Origin of the sequence: Nostoc sp. FACHB-892 (genome assembly GCF_014698795.1) — a bacterium.
GTDB lineage: Bacteria > Cyanobacteriota > Cyanobacteriia > Cyanobacteriales > Nostocaceae > Nostoc.
This window is the reverse complement of sequence record NZ_JACJTR010000016.1, coordinates 109,638-128,827: the sequence shown is the minus strand read 5'-3', so window position 1 is coordinate 128,827 and position 19,190 is coordinate 109,638. Positions and strand designations below refer to the sequence as shown.

The following is a 19,190-nucleotide window of genomic DNA, read 5'->3' as shown; positions in this document are numbered from 1 at the left end:
AATTTAAGCTGTTGCTGTATCGTTCATTTTCTATCTCAATAATGTCTAAAGCTTTTTCTGCTGATATTAGTTCGCGCATCTGTAAGCACATGAATGATGATCATGCTGATGCCATAGTTCTTTATGCTAAGGCTTTTGGTGGTATAACAGATGCGAGGGCAGCACAAATGCTGTCAATTGATTCACAGGGCATGGATTTAACAGCCCAAGTGAATGGGGAAGCTATACCAGTTCGCATTCAGTTTGATCATCTTTTAGCAGATGCGGAAGATGCCCATCAAACTTTAATTGCAATGGTAAAGCAGGCGCGGGTGAAGCCAAAGTAGAAATTGGGCTAATTATATGACTAAATTTTTGGCTATTTTTTAGACACGCCGTTTCGCTTTATATTAGCTATCAAGGATATTGGCTGCTGCGGCATAAACCTTTGGTTGTACAATTTCAAGCTTCCAGTCTGAAGAATACTCAGGCAACTCATAGCCAACACTCTTAACATGAGCCAACATCAACTCATCCCGTTGATGCCAAACTGCAAATATTTTCTCTCTGCCATCATAAAGCGTTTCTAGATCAATTTGATAAACCTCATTTACTCGCTTTAGTTTCAAGCCCAACAAATTTAGTAGTCGGCTGAGTATTTTTATTGCTGAAACCTGCTCTTTCTCCCCGACTAAGTTAATACCCAGCGCTCTTTTAATATGCTTACTGTGCTGAAAAACAATATTTTTCAGCAATATCAAATCTGGATTAACTTCAGTAAATTCTCGTTCTGGTTCAAGAAACTGAAGCATTCCCAAAGCTCTCATCGCCTCAACCTTGAGCGTGTAAGTTTTTAAATCCGGGAGAAAAACTTTCCCTTCACCCCAAGACAATTGCTGATGCCATTCTTGCTGATCTCTGACGTGAAAATACTCGCTTTCGTGAGTTAGATAATAATGAATTAACAGTTGACGATAATATCCTTGTTCATCCTGCAATTTCAGCCAAGGAGTAACTTCTATACCATACCTTTGCCTGAGAACATACTTATTGATTTGGTTACGTTCTCCATCAGTCAGGGAATGCTTCACTAATAGCTGCTCATATTCTACATAATCAATATCTTTAGCATTAGCCACAGCAGTTGCTACTGAGAGTTGATTTTGCTGCTTAATATCTTTAATTTTACGCTTAATTTCTTTAGCTTTTTGACGACTTTGCGCCCAATCTTTTTGAACTTTGACAATTTCTAAAATTAATCTTCTGCGGGTAGCTAAATCATCAGCGTCAGTTGCCAAAAACGCAAGGCGTAAATCTCGAATAATATTATTGTGAACAGCATTACTCCGCATCTGAATTTGATGCCCATCAGCAGTCAAACCATCTTGCATCGATTGACGGTAGAGGCGTATAGAGGCATTTACCCGTGCAGATAACTTAGCCCAAGTTCGCAAATGAATCGGGTCATGAACTAAAGGTAAATCCACATCTATTTTATGGAGTGGACTAAGCAAAGCTAAGTTTTCTTTTTGATTTTCTTGATACCAATCAGATAGCAAGCGATAATTTGTACTACCACTACCAATTAAGCCAATACCTCGTTTAGCGCACCAGACAACACGCGGCACATCATCCCGCACTCTTGCTAATGCTTGTCTTGCTTCCGAGTCAGGAATTACCCCTTGAAAAATGCCATAAACTCGGTCGAAATGTTGGACATCAATACTAATTCCTGTACCAAGACTAGGAGTAACAAAAACGCCGTCATATTCAGAGATTTTTTGATTGATTGCTGTGATAAAATCAACCGCTTCGTGGCCAGGTGTGTTTGTAGTGTGGCTACTAACTACCAAAGTTTTGGGAAATTGCCTTCGTAACTTTTGTAAGCGTTCTTTGAGATAACGTTCAATTGTTTCACAACTGTAACGCCCAGCGCGACTATCGGTAGTAACATAACATTTACGTCCAGCAAGTAAATCCAATTCCAGTTGGTGAATTAGCGGTGTTGGATTCGGCGAATCATAAAAAGTTACGTCCCAACCATGCTGAGGTTTCCACTGGTTGAGAACTACCCAGGGTGTTAATTTAATTCCTGCTAATCCCTGTAAATATTCAAGTGATACATCTGATAAATCAGCATCTTGGGCAATTACTAACCCCCCAGTTGTTAAAACTGTGGAAATTAGTTGCTGGAATAACTTTAATATCTTTACACGCTTATGTTTACAAGTATTACTATTTAATAGATGCCACAAAGACTGCTCTACTTCATCCAGAATTACTATTGCTCCCCGCCAATTTTCCGGGTTAAGTTTCCAAATAGAATCAACACACAATCCAAGAGATTGCTGAGGAGAGAGTGAGCGGAGAATGGGAGGAGCAGGGGTAAGTGGTTTATTAATCCCTTTATTTGCATTTTCTTTATGTGTTCCCCATTGAATACCAATTTTCTCACACAAAAATCTTCCTAGTAAGATTCTATGAGTAATTAATAAAACGGGTTGATTTCTAATTTTTGCTTGCTGAACAACAGCTTGCAGTGCTGTGGTTTTACCTGTTCCTTTTGCTGATTTGACTCCTACTAATCCAGAAGTGGGGAAAGGTATTTCACTTATATAAGGGCGATTCAATGTGAGAGCCGCAGGAATAGTTAACTCAGTGTGGGGTTTGGTTTGAGCTAAATAAATTTCTAAATCAACACTTTGGCGATAAACTTTATCAAAACTAGTTGCACCTTTCGCAACGATAAACTCATCAACTCCTTTTTCGATTCCTGGAAGTTCGATGACTTTAACAGTGCAATTTTTTTGCTGGAATAAACAACCAAGTTGAGAAATAGCATTATTTACAGCAGCAATTGTTTTAGGTTGAGTTTCAAAATCAAAGCAAATATAAAAACTACGCTTTGTGATTGCAAACGCTGCTAAATCAGGAACTAGCTGACGACGAGTAATTTTGCCAAATTCATCTTTAACAACCCGATAACCACTAGTAATTCCGGGAATGGCAATAGCTACATATCCTTGCGTTAAAAGTGTGGCTGCTTTTTTCACACCCTCGCAGAGAATCAGGGGAATGTTATGTTGCATCACCCATTGCCAAAAGCCTTTAGCTTCACCATCAGAAGTAATGGTGATATCTTCAGGCATGACCAGATTGTAACGTGCGGCGACTTGCTGCCAGACTTGCAGCGTTACGCGCAAACAAAATACCCGCGTTGGCGTGCTAGGGGGATGCTCGTATTTGATGGACTTAGCATTGTGATTCTGCCGGGGTTGGTTTGGTTTAAAGCATCCCCATTCCATCATTTGCCAATTATTCAAAGGGTCTAGTCCCGAACACCACCAACCCCCTTCAGTAATATGAGCATAACGCTGCAACCATCCAGCTTTCACCATTCCTGTATTGGTGCGGGGGAGTAGCTCAGAAATCAATAGGTACTCATAAGCTGTTACGCCTTGGAGTGACCTAAAATTGAGTTGCACTAGGTGTAAGTCTATACCACTACTCTTGACTAATTCTTCAAGGTGTTGGGGGTGTAAATAGTGCAGATGCATAGGGAAAGACCCGAAGAGAAGACGATGAGATTAAAAGATTAGCACGCATCTGTTTTTTTTCTATAAGGGAGATTGCGAGGGTTTTATGAGCTTTTTTTTACTTCGTAATGGGAGATACATCGGTTCGGACTCCAGTAGGTTATTCTGCCTATTAGATCCCCGAAGTAATAATTTTGTATTGTGATATTTGTTCGCTATTAATTTTTATTTATCAGTAAATTTCTGCGTTAAGGAGTGCGATCGCTAGAGGGGTTGCAGCAGCGATCGCTATAGGGTAACATCTTCATCAACTTGAGCAAAAATTTCACACTGAGCATTTACCTGTTACCACGCCTCATGTTTGGGGTGTGGCATCTCTGATGAATCAAGATAAAAACCTCACTCCAAAGTTGGCTAACAAAGGTTTGAGATAGCCTTAGCTGTTAATTTTTCTTTCGCAAACAAGACTAATACAGATACCTTGACGTAACACTTTTACTCAAGTAGCACGGTAACTTCAAATTTTAATTGGAGGTAAAATAGACAACAACTTTCCAAACAAGTTCAATCTGCTTATAAACCCTTTGCTTTTAGTTCCCAATGTAGGAAATATGGCTTTATACTTTTTGAGTATACCGTGTGCTTGTTTCATTACTGGCTATTTTTTATTAAAAAAAAATAATAATGAAATTTCGCATTTAGTAGCTGTATTTGCAGCTATCAGCCTAATTTTGGGTTTAATATTAGCTCCTTGGCAGATTTTACTTCTACTGTTAATTATTATTCTTATTAGTACAAGCTATGAATACTACACAAGCAAGGTGGTAAACAGGGAAATACAATATCCGCAACAGCCAATTCCCAAATCTGAACCAGATTATAAGTTAATCTACCGTGGGGCTTCCTATAGTGCTGACCTTAATACCAAACCAGATGTAGTAACCCTAGCATTAGTAAGCCATAAATTGAGCTTTAGGGGATCTACTTATTTTGTTTGCACTGATCCTAATGCCCAATCGACTGGAATAATTACATCACAAATAAATTATAAATTGAGCTTTAGGGGAAGCACCTATTCTATAAACAGAACTGCACATAGAGAAATTAAATAGCGAAGAATGTAACGAAAGTGGCTCAAATTATTTGTAAAGTCATACCTAATTCAAAGCTGGCAAAAAAGCCTACTCTGTAAGATAGGGGCTATAAGTTACACTATTCAGTCAAAAGCGTGGCTGTAAACATGGATTCTCTCAAAGACAAGATTTTAGAGAAACTAGAACACCTCCCAAAAAATGCACAGCAGGAAGTTCTAGATTTTGTTGAGTTTTTAGAGTGGAGTAAAGAGAATCGGCAAAAATTTCAGTTATCTATAGTTAGTGAAGAATCTGATGCGGGATGGCTAGAGACTGACTTATGAAATTTGGGTAACTATGAACCTTATGATTGGCAACCTGGCGAACTAGATAAGGGTGTACCTGTTAAGTACTCACATAACAATATCAGCAGTCAACCTTGGAAGTTGATTGCTAATATTGTTAAGCTCTGAAACTATGTCCTGACAGCTTCCTTCGCGGCGTATAAAACCTCAGTTTGGTTCTCTTTGATGCAGCGATCGCAATTAATTTTCTAGGTGCTGTACTAGCTCGTTGCTGAATAGGACGTAAAACTTCTAATTCACTAGGATGAGTTAAAACCTTGCCTAATGGTTCACTGAAATAAACAACTTGATAATTAGGAGCGAGTTCTGTTTGCAGTTGTTTCCATAGACTAATTCCTTGTTCTTCAAAAGCCGCTTCAGCTTCTGCACTCAAATCTGGTGAGTTAGCAGGATCTTGCCAATTTAATGTTTCATTGTAAACAGATGCCCATTTTCTCAAATGGCTAATGGTTTCTGGACTGAGGGGCAGTCTTGCTGGATCGATATTACCAACTTTATCAGCATCTGCCCACCATAAAGGATCGCACCCATAATCAGCCATTAGTTTTATCTTTACTGCCATAGCTATTCAGGTGAAATTATGGTAACGAGGTGGGATTAGCTCCGACTATATAACCATTATCACCTATTGTCACTGCTATGTATTGTGTTTGTCCATTAAAAATTACTTCATAGATTTCCCGGCGAGGTTCTATCGTTCCTTGATAACCAAGAAATTTTCCTCTTGTTACAGCAGCCATAACAGCATCCGGAATTTCATTTTCGGAGATTCCACGTCTGGCAAAGTCCTCTTGATGTCTCTCTAAGATGTGTGCTAGTCCCCTTCCTCCTCTACCAGCTTTACCCTTTTCTAAAAATACGATTTTACCATCAGCTTGCTTGGCAATCTGCACAACCTTTTCTGGACTGTGCTTAATACCAGCCTGACACAGTGCCGCAAACAATGCCGCTTTGTCATGGTTCATATTTAATTTATTTATTTTAAATAGTTATTGAGAGAAATAATATATAAAAATTAATATTAAATCTATGATATCTCATAATTTAATTTTTACTACTAAAGCAAAAAAATGAGGGTAAAGAGTATACAGAACTCCTCACCCATCAATCTTCTCAATTAAACTCTAAACTAAGCTCCAACAGCTTCCTTCGCGGCGTACAATACCTCAGCGTTGATTTCTTTGAAACCGCGATCGCGGGCAAATTTTTCAGTATTTCGCTTCACTTTACCGCGAACAAATCCAGGAATCTTATTCAATTCTGCTTGACCATCTTTTGTCCAATTCAAATCAGAATCAGCAGAAATTCCCCTAGTAATAACTTCTTTGGTATCGTGACCACCGAAGATTTCTAACAGGTGATCTTCCATTCCCAAAGTGAAGGAATTGTAGATCAAATCTGTAATCTGATTCGTGCCTTCGTAACCCATAAATGGTTTGTAACCAATCGGAAAGTTTTGAACGTGGATCGGTGCTGCAATTACGCCGCAGGGAATATCCAAACGCTTACCAACGTGGCGTTCCATTTGGGTGCCGAAAATGGCGGAGGGTTCAACGCGAGCGATCGCATCCCCAATTTCACCATGATCTTCGGAAATTAGCACTTCATCGCAATATTCGCTAACCTGTTCGCGGAACCAGTCGGCATCATATTTACAGTAGGTTCCAGCCCAAACAACATGAATCCCCATTTCTCGCGCCAAAATCTTGGTAATGGCGGCGGCGTGAGTGTTGTCACCAAAGACCACAGCTTTTTTGCCAGTCAAGTTTTGACAGTCAATTGAACGAGAGAACCAAGCAGCCTGAGATACATGCAAGGTTTGCTCATTGATGAAGTTTTCATAGTCAACTTCTGCACCTTGAGCGTTAATAACCTGCTGAATCTTGCGAATACAACGGGCAGTTTCCACTACGCCCATTGGAGTAATGTCTATATAAGGTGTACCAAATTGTCCTTCCAGGTAACGCGCTGTGGTCAAACCGAGTTCACGGTAAGGCACCAGGTTAAACCAGGCTTGGGACATCTTTTTCAAGTCATTCACCGAAGCACCTTCGGGAATTAAAGTATTTACCTCAATTCCCAAGTCAGCCATCAGTCGTTTCAGTTCGGTGCAGTCGTGATTGTTGTGGAAACCAAGGGTAGTAGTACCGATAATGTTCACCGAGGGTTTCGCAGTTTTGCCCTCAGCCAATTCGCCCCGCCTCCGGGCTTTTTCAATGTAGTATTGGACAATTTGGTCGAGAGTGCGATCGGCAGCTTGCAATTCGTTGTAGCGGTAGTGGTTAACATCCGCCAGCATTACGTCTCCTTTAGCTTCCAACTGCGCCCGTTCGACAAAGTTGTGCAAATCCTCCTGTAAAATGCTGGAGGTGCAGGTGGGAGTTAACACAATCAAATCTGGGTGTTCCTCGACATCCTTGCGGACGATGTTATCAACCACCTTCTCTTGGGAGCCGCGTGCCAAAACGTTGCGATCGACGACACTGGTTGTTACCGGAGTAAAATCCCTCTCCCGCGATAGCATGGAGCGCATGACGTTAAAGTAGTCATCGCCAATGGGGGCGTGCATGATCGCATGGACATTTTTAAAAGAGCTAGCGATTCGCAGAGTGCCGATGTGGGCTGGGCCTGCATACATCCAGTAAGCTAATTTCATGTTTGTGTTCTCCCTTTTCAATAGAAATAACACGGAGTCCGATAAGAGTGGACTATAAGTGCTTGATTATTATTAAATCGTTTCTGATTGTCTCAAAAGTTGTATCCCTGATGAAGTGAAGACTTGTAAGTATTTTAGCTGCGCTCTGTAGGCGTAGGCATCGCTCAAACCTTGTTCCTGATTGAAATCTAGCTTCTGAATTTAACAATATTACTGTTGCTTTTTTAAAATAAATCTTAATTTTTCAGCAAATTTGTTTTCAATCTGGGGCAGCATATTATACCAATTATGTATGAAGATGCGCTAAATCAGATTTAAGTACAAGAAAGAAGAAAGAAAAACGAACCGCAATCGCGCAGCGTCTCGTTAGAGAAGGACGCAAAGGACACGGAGAAAGAAAGAAAGAAGTTAAAAGGGTATTATGCAGTGTGACAAGGAAATAGTATTAACTATCACCAATAAATTCATAAAATTTATGTACAACTTCTCAAAGAATACAAATATATTCTGAGAGGATGTTTGTAAAGGATTAGGTTGTAGTATCAATATCCCCCCTAAGCTTCCTTAAACAAGGAAAAAAGGGGGAATAACACTAGTACAACACGGCGGAAATAAACATACCATTTCAAATGGCGTAAAAGCTTGGAATACAATTCTTTTGACTTTTAACTTCCGCCTTGCGGTACTACAGAGGTGTTAATTACTGCCGAAAAATTTCTACTTTTTCTAACACTACGTCTTGATTAGGACGATCTCTAGTTGTAGGCACATTGGCGATGCGGTTGACTATATCCATACCTTCGACAACTTTACCAAAAACACTGTGTTTGCGGTCAAGATGAGGCGTTGGGCCTTCTGTAATGAACCATTGCGAACCATTAGTACCGCGTCCTGCATTTGCCATTGAGAGAATACCGGCACTAGAGTGTTTCAATTCAGGATGAAACTCATCTTCAAATTGATATCCTGGGCCACCAGTACCCCAACGGTTGGCCATATCTGGATAACGAGCCAGGGGATCGCCACACTGAATCATAAAATCAGGGATGACTCGGTGAAAGCGGACTCCATCGTAGGCAGGAGTCCCTTTCTGAGATTGACCTGTCTTAGGGTCTTTCCAGTCGATTGTGCCGGTTGCTAAACCTACAAAATTTTTGACGGTGTTGGGGGTTTTGTCTTCCTCCAAACGAACTATAATTTGACCCAAGGAAGTAATTAAACGAGCGTGCAATGTGCCATCACCGGAAATATTAATTTCTGGAAAATCCATGAGCTATCCTATGAATGAAAACTGCTAGTATTTGACCTACGATAAGCTTATCAGCATTCAAGTTACAGGTTTACAGATTATGAAAAAACTGAACTAAGGAAACTTTAGAAAACGAATATTTTACTCTGGTAAATTAATCGCTGGATTACGGCTAAAGAATCCTCTAGGGATTAGCTTAAAGCCAACTCGGTGAACAGGCATCACAGGCCAATCTTCCGATCGCGGAACATGAGTTACGCCCATTGTGTACCACAGCACGACATCTTCACCCGTCAAGGATTCATCGTCTGCAATATATTTAGGTAAACCCTGTCCTGGTTGAGTCTGGTTGGGATAATCACCGCCAGCATAGAATTCAGCAGGTTTATATTTTGTTACCCAGAGGTGGTGAGTCGCAAATTCTGCCTTTTGACGGATGTTTGAGCCTTCCACAGGGAAAAAAATGGAGTTTCCACCAGGCATCAGCATATATCCAGGTGCAGCCCCTAGCATATTTTTCTTATCTGCACTAACAATCATCCATTCTCGACTGCTTTTCATATCTAAATCGCGGACAGCAGCCGTTTCTTTTGTGAGTGGGGTTTCTGTAACTGCGATCGCATTTCCTAAAGGATTTTTCTCATCCATCGGCAAAGCTTTGACATTCATTTCCATCACAGAATTAGCCTTACCATCAACATCGAAATCCAGGCGATAATTGAAAAAGTGCTGGTGATTTACCCCCACAATGTTTTTTGCAATTAATCGACCATAAGAATCCTCAGCAGATTGGTTTTCAGAAGCTGTTCCCTGCGCCAGTATAATACCCGTTAATTCATTTTGGACTTCTAAAGTCCCATCCTGGTGAAATATCCAATTAAGACTGTAATCATAGTTGTCAATGGCCGCAGTCATAGTCATGACTAATTCTCGACTGCGACGGACATCATTGCGCTGAGTGCCAAAGTCATAGTGCTTCCAGAGCATACTGTTATTTCGCTCGTATATGCCGATTACTCCTGGGATGACATAAGGTTCTCCATCGCCATTAGCAAACACAGCATCCTGCAAAAGACCGTTTTCAGGAATTTCTTTACCTAACTCCATCGTCGTTGCTAGGGAACCAAAATTGTATTCCCCAACATCAAATGCATTCCTAAACGACCAAGTGGGATCTGGAGCACCGTAAGGCACTACCGTTTCTGATAAGCTAGCGCGGTACAAAACTGGTCGGACATTTTCCCCGTCGCTGTGTGTCACTTGGTAAAGTACTAATCCACTGCGGGGATGCATTACGTAGCGAAACTTCCAACCTTGCCAGCTAATTTCATTGCCTTTAATCTGGAAACTTGCACCATTTGGTTGGAGAATTTTTAATGCTTTAAGTGGTGAAAGTAATTTACCCAAGGACTTTATATCGTAGTTCCAGTTTTCCTTGGAAAAAGGAACTATCCCTCTATCCACGAAACTGGAAATTTTACCTGTGTTCAAATTAACGGTTCCCAATATTCCTTCAATTGGACTGCCATAATAATTCCAGCGATCGCCCTTGTAGTAGAATAAACCCCGACAAAGACGGTTTTCTGCTGTTTCTTCCTGTTTACTCAGGATTCCTGGGGCCCAACAACTGATTTTGACTTGGTTGAAATCTGTAATTCCCCGCTTTTGCATGGCTGTTTGCCATCGGGCATCGGATTTAAAAGCTTCAGTTGCCAGTTCATATTCTGAAGCGATGATCGCAGGTTGAACAAAGGGTATTTCTTTCCAAGAACTTAAGGTTTTGCTTGTTAGATCAACAATTCCTTCATAGGTTTTGTTTAGCGATCGCTCATAGATTACCAAAAAAGCATTTCGCCCAAAAGCTTTACCAGGTGTAAAATTTAGAACTTCTTCTTTATCTGGTTCTTGTAAAGCAATAAGTGGAAAAGCTGCCATTTCGCTCAAAGTTTTTTCTCTTTTGATAACCGAAACAGCTGTACTAATTTCTACCTCAGTTAGCGAAGTGATAGGATGAGAAATCGAAGGCTGTTGAGCCGTTAATATTCCCATCAGTCTTAGTGAGATAGAAACGACGACAATAATGGCAATAGCTAGCCACAAAAAACGCTTTAGCCGCTTAATCATCTTTTACATTCTTACAAAAGACGTATAGTTATCTATTTCTAAGCCTAAGCTTGAAACCCGATAAATTAAGAAGCTAAAGCCAAATTAATCTGTTAACAATTAGGGGGGCTGGGGACTAGTGAAAAGTTTATTCCCCCATGCCTCATGCCTCATGCCCCATGCCCTTAATTTAAGCAGAAACTAAACGACGTAAAGATTCAGCGCGGCGTTTAGCAATAGGGTTATTTGGAGCAAGTTTTAGTGCTTCTTCGTAACTTTGTAACGCCTGAGCAGTTAACTTTTTCTTCTCGTAAGCATGACCAAGATTATTTAACCCTGTTACGTAGTCTGGTTTAGCTTTTAGAGCTTCTTTATACTGACGAATTGCTAGGTCATATTGCTCTTGGGTAAAATAAATATAACCCAGCCCGTTGTAAATGGGAGCAATATTTTCTTCTCCCTCTTCTTGGGCAGTTTTGATAGCTTTTTGAAACAGCACGATCGCTTGGGAATATATTTTTTTTTCTGAATAAATACTGGCTAACTCATAATATTCTTGAGTCGTACCCTTTTCTTTCTCTAACTTCTTTCGCAATCTTGCAAAGGAGCCTTCAATCTTGCGAGTTTTGAAAATCTGGCGAAAAACACTCACGGCTGCAAGTGTGAGTATAGTCACAAAAATTGAGAGATAAACTACGGCTAGATTGTTATCCATTGCTGCAAATACAAATATTATAAAGTTAGTTTTGTATGTATTATCAGCCTATTGTTATTTGCCCTTTATCCTTGATTGTTCACTAATGACAAATGACAAATGACTAATGACAACCTTACGGTAAACCCCAATATTGAGAACGTTGCTGGAGCCAACCTTCTGCTAAGTAACGAGCGATAGCTTCATTCACATTTCGTCTTAACTTATCGTACTGCAATCCCTTGGGCATGACTACAGACAAAGGTTCAGTTGATAGCTTGGTTGGCAGTAGCCGATATTGGGGATATTGTTGCACCCAACCGCTCAAAACGCTAGCATCTGCGGCAAAGGCTACGGCCGCATTACTTTCTATCTTCTTTCGCGCTTCTTCATAAGAATTTACTCCTACCAACTCGGCATTTGGCACATAGTACCGCACTTGAGCAATGGTGCTGGAATTATTCAGTACGGCAATTTTTTGTTTTGCCAAATCACTAAACTTCTGCACAGAGGGATCTTTTGTAACTAATACAGTGCCATCCAAATAGTAGGGAACACTTAAACTAACTATGCGGCTGCGAGATTCAGTTGCTGTTACCCTAGCGATCGCAAAATCAACTTTCTTGTCTAAGACTACAGACAAGCGATCGCGATTCGCTACAGGTTCCAATTTTACAGCCTCTGTTTTACCAAGCAAGTCAAGTGCCAATTGCCGTGCCAAGTCAATTTCTAAGCCTTGCAAATTACCATTAGCATCTCTAAATCCCAACGGACGCAAGTTATCTTTGACGGCAACAGTTAGATAGCCTCGCTGCTGAATTTCTGGCATTTCGGCGGCAGACGCAGTTAATCCTGTCCCCACTATGGAAAAACAAGATATCCAAAAAATAGTGGCGGATAATACCAGATGTAACCGAGTAATTATTTCCCATTTGTTACATCTGTTATACATCCCTTGCCACCTTTATCCTTTAGCTTGATTTGCGAGTTCAGCAACTTTACCGAAGCTAGCTGGATCGAGGACTGCTAATTGTGCCAACATCTTGCGATTTAGTTGGATATCAGCTTTTTTCAAGTTACCGATCAACTGGCTGTAGCTCAAACCGTGTTGCCTTGAAGCAGCGTTGATGCGGGTGATCCAGAGACGACGAAAATCGCGCTTTTTCTTTTTGCGATCGCGATAGGCACTCCGTAGCGCCTTCATTACTTGTTGGTTGGCAGTTCTAAACAGAGTTGAGTGAGAACCGCGAAAACCTTTAGCTAGTTTGAGAATTTTATTGCGGCGCTTCCGAGCTACATTACCGCGTTTTACCCTAGTCATAACTTATTTCCTAAAATACTTACAAATATGGGAGCATCAAGCGCACGTTAAGTTCATCGCGTTCATGTACAAGCGCACTCTGACGCATACTACGCTTTTTGTCAGAAGATTTGTGTTCTAAAAGGTGGCTTTTGAACGCTTTACGACGGACGATTTTGCCGGTGCCGGTGGCACGGAATCGCTTCGCTGCGGCTTTACGAGTCTTTAGTTTAGGCATTGTTTAGCTTTAATTCGACACGATCCATTATTATACTAATAAAATTGCTTGAATGGTAATTAAATAAACGATTTAACCAACTACCACTGTTATAGACAAAATTAATTTCACCGATGGATGAAGTAAATATAGTCGAATATGATCCACAGTGGCAGACTTTGTTTGCACAAGAAGCCGAGCATATTTGGCAGGTACTAGGCAATAACTTAGTTGTGGAAATTGAACATATTGGGAGTACGGCAGTACCAGGAATGGCAGCAAAACCAGTTATTGACATCATGGTAGGAGTCCGTTCCTTAGTAGGTGCGAAATCTACTATTCCGGCATTGGAATCGTTGGGATACGTTTATTGGCGTGAAAACCCAGATCCTGGACGGATGTTTTTTGTCAAAGGAATGCCACCATACGGAAAGCAGCGTACTCATCATGTTCACATAGTCGAGGTTAACAGCGAATTTTGGGAACGTAAGTTATTTTGCGACTATCTGAGGAGGCATCCTGAAGAAGCGAAACGATATGAAGCTTTAAAACGCGATTTGGCAGCAAGTTTTCGGAGCGATCGCGAGGCTTATACCAATGGTAAAAATGACTATATCCGGGCTGTGATGTCAAAAGCACAGTGTGAGGAGATGGAGAAAAAAGGGTGAGTGGGTTCAGTCACTACGAGTAGAATTCTGGCAAACAGTTCAAGTGATTCTTACCGAAAACCTTATATTCACTGACGAGTCTGGTGTAAATTTATCAGTAGTACAGCACGGCAAAAATGCAGCTACCATCTCAAATTAACCCAATAAGAGAAATGAAAATCTGTCCAAGAGAATGGCTTTGGTGAAAACAATTGTCCAGCAATATTTTTAGCTTACTTTGCCCCTAGTGACATGAACCCTTGTATTAACCATTATAGGCAAGTTTAGAGAGCAGAAAGTCGAACGTAAGTGCGATTGGTGTTTGTTGTTTCGTTCCAAATCAAATCAGTACGACCATTGCCATTAACGTCACCTGTCAAAACGTCATAATTACTCCATCCTCGTTCAGAGCGATCCTGTGCTCCCAGAAATGTAAAAGTTCCATTGCCGTTAGAAAGTCCGACGTAAGTGCGATTGGTGTCTGTTGTTTCGTTCCAAATCAAATCAGTACGACCATCGCCATTGACATCTCCTGTCAAAACCTCATAATCACTCCATCCTCGTTCAGAGCGATCCTGTGCTCCCAGAAATGTAAAAGTTCCATTGCCGTTAGAAAGCCCGACGTAAGTGCGATTGGTGTCTGTTGTTTCGTTCCAAATCAAATCAGTACGACCATCGCCATTGACATCTCCTGTCAAAACCTCATAATCACTCCATCCTCGTTCAGAGCGATCCTGTTTGGGTAAAAAAGTAAAGGTACTCATAGGTTCGGTTTTTCAGTTAACTAATTTTTTTAGTCTGAAACCTTTGTTGCTACGTTCCTAAATGCCGGATCAAATAACTTGGAGTTTTATTAGCACAGTCAAAATAAGCTTTTTCTCTGTTTTTTGGTGAAAAGAGCTATTTTATTTTTGTAACTCTTTCACAGCAATAATCTCAGCCATCGCGTGGCGGCAAAATGCGTCTTGGGGACTTTCACCCCAACTTATGGTTTCAGTTACACTTTTATCTTTTATCATTACTAAGAGACTTCCAAAGAATAAGTTAATCAAATTTGACATATTTGTTACAGAAAGCGATCGCTTACATCAAATGCAATTTTAAGGCCTCTGCTTGTTGCATTTGGGCTTCAGCGCGTCGGATATCTTCTTCAATTTCTGCAAAAACCTCTTCGCCATCGACTACTTCACCGCGCTCTGAGGCTTCTATTCCTTCTTGGATTTTAGCTTTCAATTCTGCTAGACGCTGATTTCGAGTGCGTTGGCGTAGCCCGCCGCAGGCATCGCGTTCTTCTAGCAATCTCAATGCTTCACCCATCACCTCACTAACTGAGTTGTATTTCCCACTACTAACCTTATCCTTAACCAACTGCTCCAGTTCTGGGGTCAAAGATATATTCACAACTATTACCTTATTCCATTTACCCTATATCCTAACCGACAGGGGTTTGAGCAAGATTAAAATAATTCGCAATTGATAATACTAGCCTCTGGCGAGTATTACAAATGACAAATGACAAATTAGTTAATTTGCTGCTGTTTGGGCTTCTTGATAAACTATTTCTTGAAACTGGATCATATCTTTTTGCGGATCGGCGTGGCTGACTTTCACCAATATCTGTTCGCCCAACTTCACAGAACGCTTGAAAACCATTGGCAACTGTAAGCCCAAATCTTCCAACAAAATTAAAGCCAAGTTGCTGTCTTCTCGCAGCCACATCAACACTGTTACCTCCCAAGTTTCCTCTGGATGACGGCGTAAATACTCTAAAGCATAATATCTATTAGTTTGCCGTTCTACCATTGTCACTTCTTGGGTGATGCTGGTAACTGTCATCATAACTTCTTTAAGTTGATCTGCCGTAAATGGCAGAACTTCACCCCGCAAATGGGCTTTCAATTGGAAGTGGGTAAGCAAATCACTGTAACGACGGATGGGAGAGGTTGCTTGGGTGTAAGTATCCAAACCCAAACCAGCATGGCGCAGAGGCGTAATGCTCATTTCGCTCTTGGGCATACAACGACGCATAGCGCAAGCGCGAACGAATCCGGCGGGAAGTTGCAGCAACTCTTCTTCTGGGGGTAATTCTGGTTGCGGCTGACCGCGAAAGGGCAAAGGTATATTATGAGCTTTACCATAACGAGCTGCAACTTCACCGGCAACAATCATCATTTCTGCCACTACTTGCCGCGATGGGGAATCGTCCAAAATATCAATATTGATCTCATCATCTTTGACTTTGATCATCGCTTCCGGCATGGTGATGCTAATTGCCCCCTGAGCGTAACGCCAAGCTTTGCGCTTCTGCGCCCAAGTTGCGATCGCAGCAATTTCCGGTTCTGCCTGTACCCGTAATTGCAGCATTTCATCTACATCTTCGTAGGTGAGGCGATAAGTCGGCTTAATCGAACTGGTATGAATGCTGTAATCTTCTACTCCCCCAGTTGTATCTAAAATAATCCCGAAACTTAGGGCGCAACAAACCCGTCCCTGGATTAGACTCATCGGCCCGGTCGCTAATACCTCTGGAAACATGGGAATCATCCCCGTAGGTAAATAGACTGTGCTACCCCGCTTTCTGGCTTCCAAATCTAATTCATCTTCTGGCACTAACCATCGAGTCGGATCGGCGATATGCACCCACAGGCGTTCCCGCCCATCGGGTAGTACTTCCCAACTCAGACCATCGTCGATCTCTGTGGTAGTTTCATCATCAATGGTGTAGACCTTCAGGTGAGTCAGATCAAGGCGGTTTGTATCTGAGTCAATCGGCGGGAAATCCAAACGTTGTTGCGCCACTTCTAATACCTTATTAGGAAATTGGATCGGAATTGAAGAACGACGCAGGAACAAGTTTTCATAAGGACTCCAGCAACCCAAATCCACCAACAGCTGAAAGGCTCCTTGGGGTGTTGTGGGTCGTCCCAGCATGGTCATAGTTTCTAATACTGGAGCGCTTGGCGGATAAGCACGAGCCAAGGAATCATAATTGACTCCTGTCCGCACGGTGTCAGCAAGCAGTGCTGCGTATTTTTCGAGTCCTTCTAAGCGCTGGCGATCGTGACGCTGCCACTCTACTGCTTCACCTTTGAGCGCCTGCTCTACACGAGTTAAAAATTCCTGCTGTCCCTTGGCTTTTAATGCCTCTACTTCCATCTGGTGCTTCCGTTCTGCCACCTGAGCAGCTGTTCGCGGCTCGTAAGCGTCTCCTTTTTGCTTGAAATAAAGTTTGTCGTCTGATAACAAGCAATGGGCGGCGTAACAAGGAGGCGCGTCTGATTCTGAAAATAGCAGATTCGCCATTTGGTCAGGGGTGACTGTTTCCCCATCCTCAACCAGTAATTCCCAAGCTATTTCTAAGCTAGATGGGTCTAAATAAGGCTTGATCTGCTCCAAAAAGCTGGCAATCTCAGAAGGCTTGTAGGTCTGCCCGGTAACTGTATAAGTTATTTGTCTAGGCGCGAGGCTGTGGGATTGACCACGTTCGTCTACCACAAACCAGCGGGTTTTACCGTCTGGGCGTTCTACGATGCCCAGACGGCGATCGCCTTGAACCCTAAATTCAACTAGCGTCCCCTTCTCCACAACTCTCGCACTTTAATTTGGTGAACAGTTTAAATAGTTTTAAGTTAAGAGTTAGGAGTTAGGAGTTTTGATTCTTAACTCATCACTCATCACTCATAACTCATCACTCTTTTTAGCCTTCCGCATTGATAAATGGCAACAAAGCCACAATCCGCGAACGTTTAATTGCTAATGTCAACTCTCGCTGTTGCTGAGATGTAAGCCCAGTAATCCGACGTGGCAGTATTTTACCTCGCTCGGTGACAAACTTACGCAGTAAATCAACATCTTTATAATCGATTGGTTCTCCTGGCTTGATCGGAGAAAGGCGACGACGGAAATAACTCATCTCTACTTAATTTCCTTGTGAACGGTATGTTTGTTGCAGTGGGTGCAGAACTTCTTCAGTTCTAGCCGGTTAGTGGTGTTGCGGCGATTCTTGGTACTGGTATAACGGTTAACACCAGCAGACCGCTTGTCTGAATTTGTCCGGCACTCAGTACACTCTAGTGTGATAATAATGCGGGCACCTTTACTCTTAGCCATAATCTTACAAACAGTGAAGCCTGAAGAGAATTAACACAAATGACTATCTTCTCACATTCCGCCGCATATTATCAACTAATCTTTTAATTTTTATGTCAAGAGAGTAGCCACGACGCGACGAAACTATGAAAGTTCCACAATAGCGATCATGTAAAGCCTGCCGCATCTGGGCATCAGATAAGGCAGTTCCACAATCAATTGCTAGGGGAAATACTAGCAGTATAACAGTGGGATTGGCTCTAATATTGCTCAGTGCAATTGACACTAAAAGGGCACCCAAGCCGACGATCGCCTCTCGCTTCACTAGTGAGAGCAAATCTGGAATTCTTCCCACTACTTCCCCATCTTCAACTTCCAAGACTTTTAAATCGAATGCCCAACGCCCTAAACTCTGCCCTTGATTGTTGTATACCACCAGCACCCGCAAAATCAGCCAAAGTATCACAAAAACTAGGATTTGCACAAATTGAATCCCGATATCGCCGCCTCCCAGTAGGGAACTGACTAACCAGACACCAAGGAAATCAAGCCCCAATGCCATACCTCGCCGCCCAATTTCAGCCTTGGGATAGTGTTTTTGGGGAAGTCGTTCGATAGTCATACAACACAGGTATTTTTATTTAGGGGTTGGGAAATAATTGCTCCTGTTTTTAATATTAAGGTGATGGCTTGGGTTTGGCGTTTAGGCTATAACCGGATTGGCAACAGTTAAGACAATCAATCCTAACTACTGAGGATTTTGAGGGGCTGTAGAGGATTACTCCTTGTCATATTGCTTCACATTTAAATGGATAGACAGGTGAACCGAAAAGTTCTACAATCTGACTGATTGCGGTAAATTTACCTATTGCCCAATCCCCATAAGCATAGTAAAGATTTTCTAGTGATTACGTTTGATTGCGGAAGCACTAAATTAATATAAGGAAGTCTTGAGTAAAGGGCAGCAAACAAATGGATGTAAAGCTGATTTTAGCTGGATTAACAGTTATATTTACGCTTTCGTGCTTGTTTTTTGGCACGAAAAATGGATTTTATGATTCAGATAACTATCACGGCAATGGCTCTGCACATTGAAAAAAGTCTGTAGACGCTTGAGCGACTTCCTATAGGATAAGTTGGCTCAGATAGCTCAGAACTTGCAAAGAGAAAATAAACAAGAAGCTTCCTTGAGCTAGTAATTTAATGGCTTCTCGTTAGTCCACCTTTCCGAACCAGTGCGGGTTCGGTGGAGGCGTCCTCCCCAATCAAAAATCTGTATTCT

General features: G+C 41.7%; 20 protein-coding genes. 4 read left to right on the top strand and 16 right to left on the bottom strand.

Features of this window, described 5'->3' with window-relative positions:
- Positions 1-41 precede the first annotated feature (41 nt).
- A complete protein-coding gene (locus H6G96_RS21115; RefSeq protein WP_190913262.1) occupies positions 42-326 on the top strand; it encodes a DUF2470 domain-containing protein in 285 nt (94 codons plus the stop codon).
- A 63-nt stretch (positions 327-389) separates the two neighbouring features.
- Here the strand turns inward: H6G96_RS21115 and H6G96_RS21110 are convergent, their stop codons facing one another.
- Positions 390-3,536, bottom strand: a complete 3,147-nt coding sequence (locus tag H6G96_RS21110; protein ID WP_190913261.1) for a plasmid replication protein, CyRepA1 family — start codon at positions 3,534-3,536, stop codon at positions 390-392.
- A 590-nt stretch (positions 3,537-4,126) separates the two neighbouring features.
- Here H6G96_RS21110 and H6G96_RS21105 point away from each other — a divergent pair.
- Both H6G96_RS21105 and H6G96_RS21100 read left to right on the top strand, forming a co-directional pair.
- On the top strand, positions 4,127-4,627 hold the full coding sequence (locus H6G96_RS21105) for a hypothetical protein (RefSeq protein WP_190913260.1): 501 nt from the start codon (positions 4,127-4,129) through the stop codon (positions 4,625-4,627).
- Positions 4,628-4,755: 128 nt separating this feature from the next.
- The gene (locus H6G96_RS21100; RefSeq protein ID WP_190913259.1) at positions 4,756-4,932 is read left to right on the top strand and encodes a DUF2281 domain-containing protein; all 177 of its coding nucleotides are present in this window, start codon (positions 4,756-4,758) and stop codon (positions 4,930-4,932) included.
- Positions 4,933-5,050: 118 nt separating this feature from the next.
- Here H6G96_RS21100 and H6G96_RS21095 read toward each other — a convergent pair whose 3' ends face one another.
- From H6G96_RS21095 to rpmI, 9 genes are all read right to left on the bottom strand, one after another.
- Positions 5,051-5,515, bottom strand: a complete 465-nt coding sequence (locus tag H6G96_RS21095; RefSeq protein WP_242063353.1) for a hypothetical protein — start codon at positions 5,513-5,515, stop codon at positions 5,051-5,053.
- 16 nt (positions 5,516-5,531) lie between these two features.
- Positions 5,532-5,918 (bottom strand): hypothetical protein, encoded by a 387-nt coding sequence (locus H6G96_RS21090; protein WP_190913258.1) that lies wholly within the window; start codon positions 5,916-5,918, stop codon positions 5,532-5,534.
- 164 nt (positions 5,919-6,082) lie between these two features.
- Positions 6,083-7,609, bottom strand: coding sequence for a ferredoxin:protochlorophyllide reductase (ATP-dependent) subunit B (gene bchB, locus H6G96_RS21085; RefSeq protein ID WP_190913257.1), 1,527 nt, complete (start codon positions 7,607-7,609; stop codon positions 6,083-6,085).
- Positions 7,610-8,309: 700 nt separating this feature from the next.
- On the bottom strand, positions 8,310-8,879 hold the full coding sequence (locus H6G96_RS21080) for a peptidylprolyl isomerase (RefSeq protein ID WP_190913256.1): 570 nt from the start codon (positions 8,877-8,879) through the stop codon (positions 8,310-8,312).
- A 120-nt stretch (positions 8,880-8,999) separates the two neighbouring features.
- Positions 9,000-10,982, bottom strand: a complete 1,983-nt coding sequence (locus H6G96_RS21075; RefSeq protein ID WP_190913255.1) for a primary-amine oxidase — start codon at positions 10,980-10,982, stop codon at positions 9,000-9,002.
- Between the two features lie 169 nt (positions 10,983-11,151).
- Positions 11,152-11,676 (bottom strand): tetratricopeptide repeat protein, encoded by a 525-nt coding sequence (locus H6G96_RS21070; RefSeq protein WP_190913254.1) that lies wholly within the window; start codon positions 11,674-11,676, stop codon positions 11,152-11,154.
- 115 nt (positions 11,677-11,791) lie between these two features.
- Positions 11,792-12,607, bottom strand: coding sequence for a transporter substrate-binding domain-containing protein (locus H6G96_RS21065; protein WP_190913253.1), 816 nt, complete (start codon positions 12,605-12,607; stop codon positions 11,792-11,794).
- A 12-nt stretch (positions 12,608-12,619) separates the two neighbouring features.
- Positions 12,620-12,976 (bottom strand): 50S ribosomal protein L20, encoded by a 357-nt coding sequence (gene rplT, locus H6G96_RS21060; RefSeq protein WP_069069781.1) that lies wholly within the window; start codon positions 12,974-12,976, stop codon positions 12,620-12,622.
- A gap of 19 nt (positions 12,977-12,995) precedes the next feature.
- A complete protein-coding gene (gene rpmI / locus H6G96_RS21055; RefSeq protein WP_109007939.1) occupies positions 12,996-13,193 on the bottom strand; it encodes a 50S ribosomal protein L35 in 198 nt (65 codons plus the stop codon).
- A gap of 113 nt (positions 13,194-13,306) precedes the next feature.
- Between rpmI and H6G96_RS21050 the strand changes: the two genes are divergently transcribed.
- A complete protein-coding gene (locus H6G96_RS21050; protein ID WP_190913252.1) occupies positions 13,307-13,840 on the top strand; it encodes a GrpB family protein in 534 nt (177 codons plus the stop codon).
- A gap of 263 nt (positions 13,841-14,103) precedes the next feature.
- On the opposite strand, the gene H6G96_RS21045 is transcribed toward H6G96_RS21050, so the two are convergent.
- The 6 genes from H6G96_RS21045 to H6G96_RS21020 form a co-directional block, all read right to left on the bottom strand.
- Positions 14,104-14,583: a VCBS repeat-containing protein gene (locus H6G96_RS21045; protein ID WP_190913251.1), complete on the bottom strand. Its 480-nt coding sequence runs from the start codon at positions 14,581-14,583 to the stop codon at positions 14,104-14,106.
- A gap of 319 nt (positions 14,584-14,902) precedes the next feature.
- Complete coding sequence (locus H6G96_RS21040; protein ID WP_190913250.1) at positions 14,903-15,220, bottom strand: type II toxin-antitoxin system ParD family antitoxin; 318 nt, start codon at positions 15,218-15,220, stop codon at positions 14,903-14,905.
- A gap of 123 nt (positions 15,221-15,343) precedes the next feature.
- On the bottom strand, positions 15,344-17,404 hold the full coding sequence (locus tag H6G96_RS21035; RefSeq protein ID WP_190913249.1) for an RNB domain-containing ribonuclease: 2,061 nt from the start codon (positions 17,402-17,404) through the stop codon (positions 15,344-15,346).
- Positions 17,405-17,516: 112 nt separating this feature from the next.
- Positions 17,517-17,732: a 30S ribosomal protein S18 gene (gene rpsR, locus H6G96_RS21030; protein WP_012411240.1), complete on the bottom strand. Its 216-nt coding sequence runs from the start codon at positions 17,730-17,732 to the stop codon at positions 17,517-17,519.
- Positions 17,733-17,734: 2 nt separating this feature from the next.
- Positions 17,735-17,929 (bottom strand): 50S ribosomal protein L33, encoded by a 195-nt coding sequence (gene rpmG / locus H6G96_RS21025; protein WP_094351774.1) that lies wholly within the window; start codon positions 17,927-17,929, stop codon positions 17,735-17,737.
- A 43-nt stretch (positions 17,930-17,972) separates the two neighbouring features.
- Entirely contained in the window at positions 17,973-18,530 is a 558-nt protein-coding gene (locus H6G96_RS21020; RefSeq protein WP_190913248.1) for an RDD family protein, read from the bottom strand.
- Positions 18,531-19,190 lie beyond the last annotated feature (660 nt).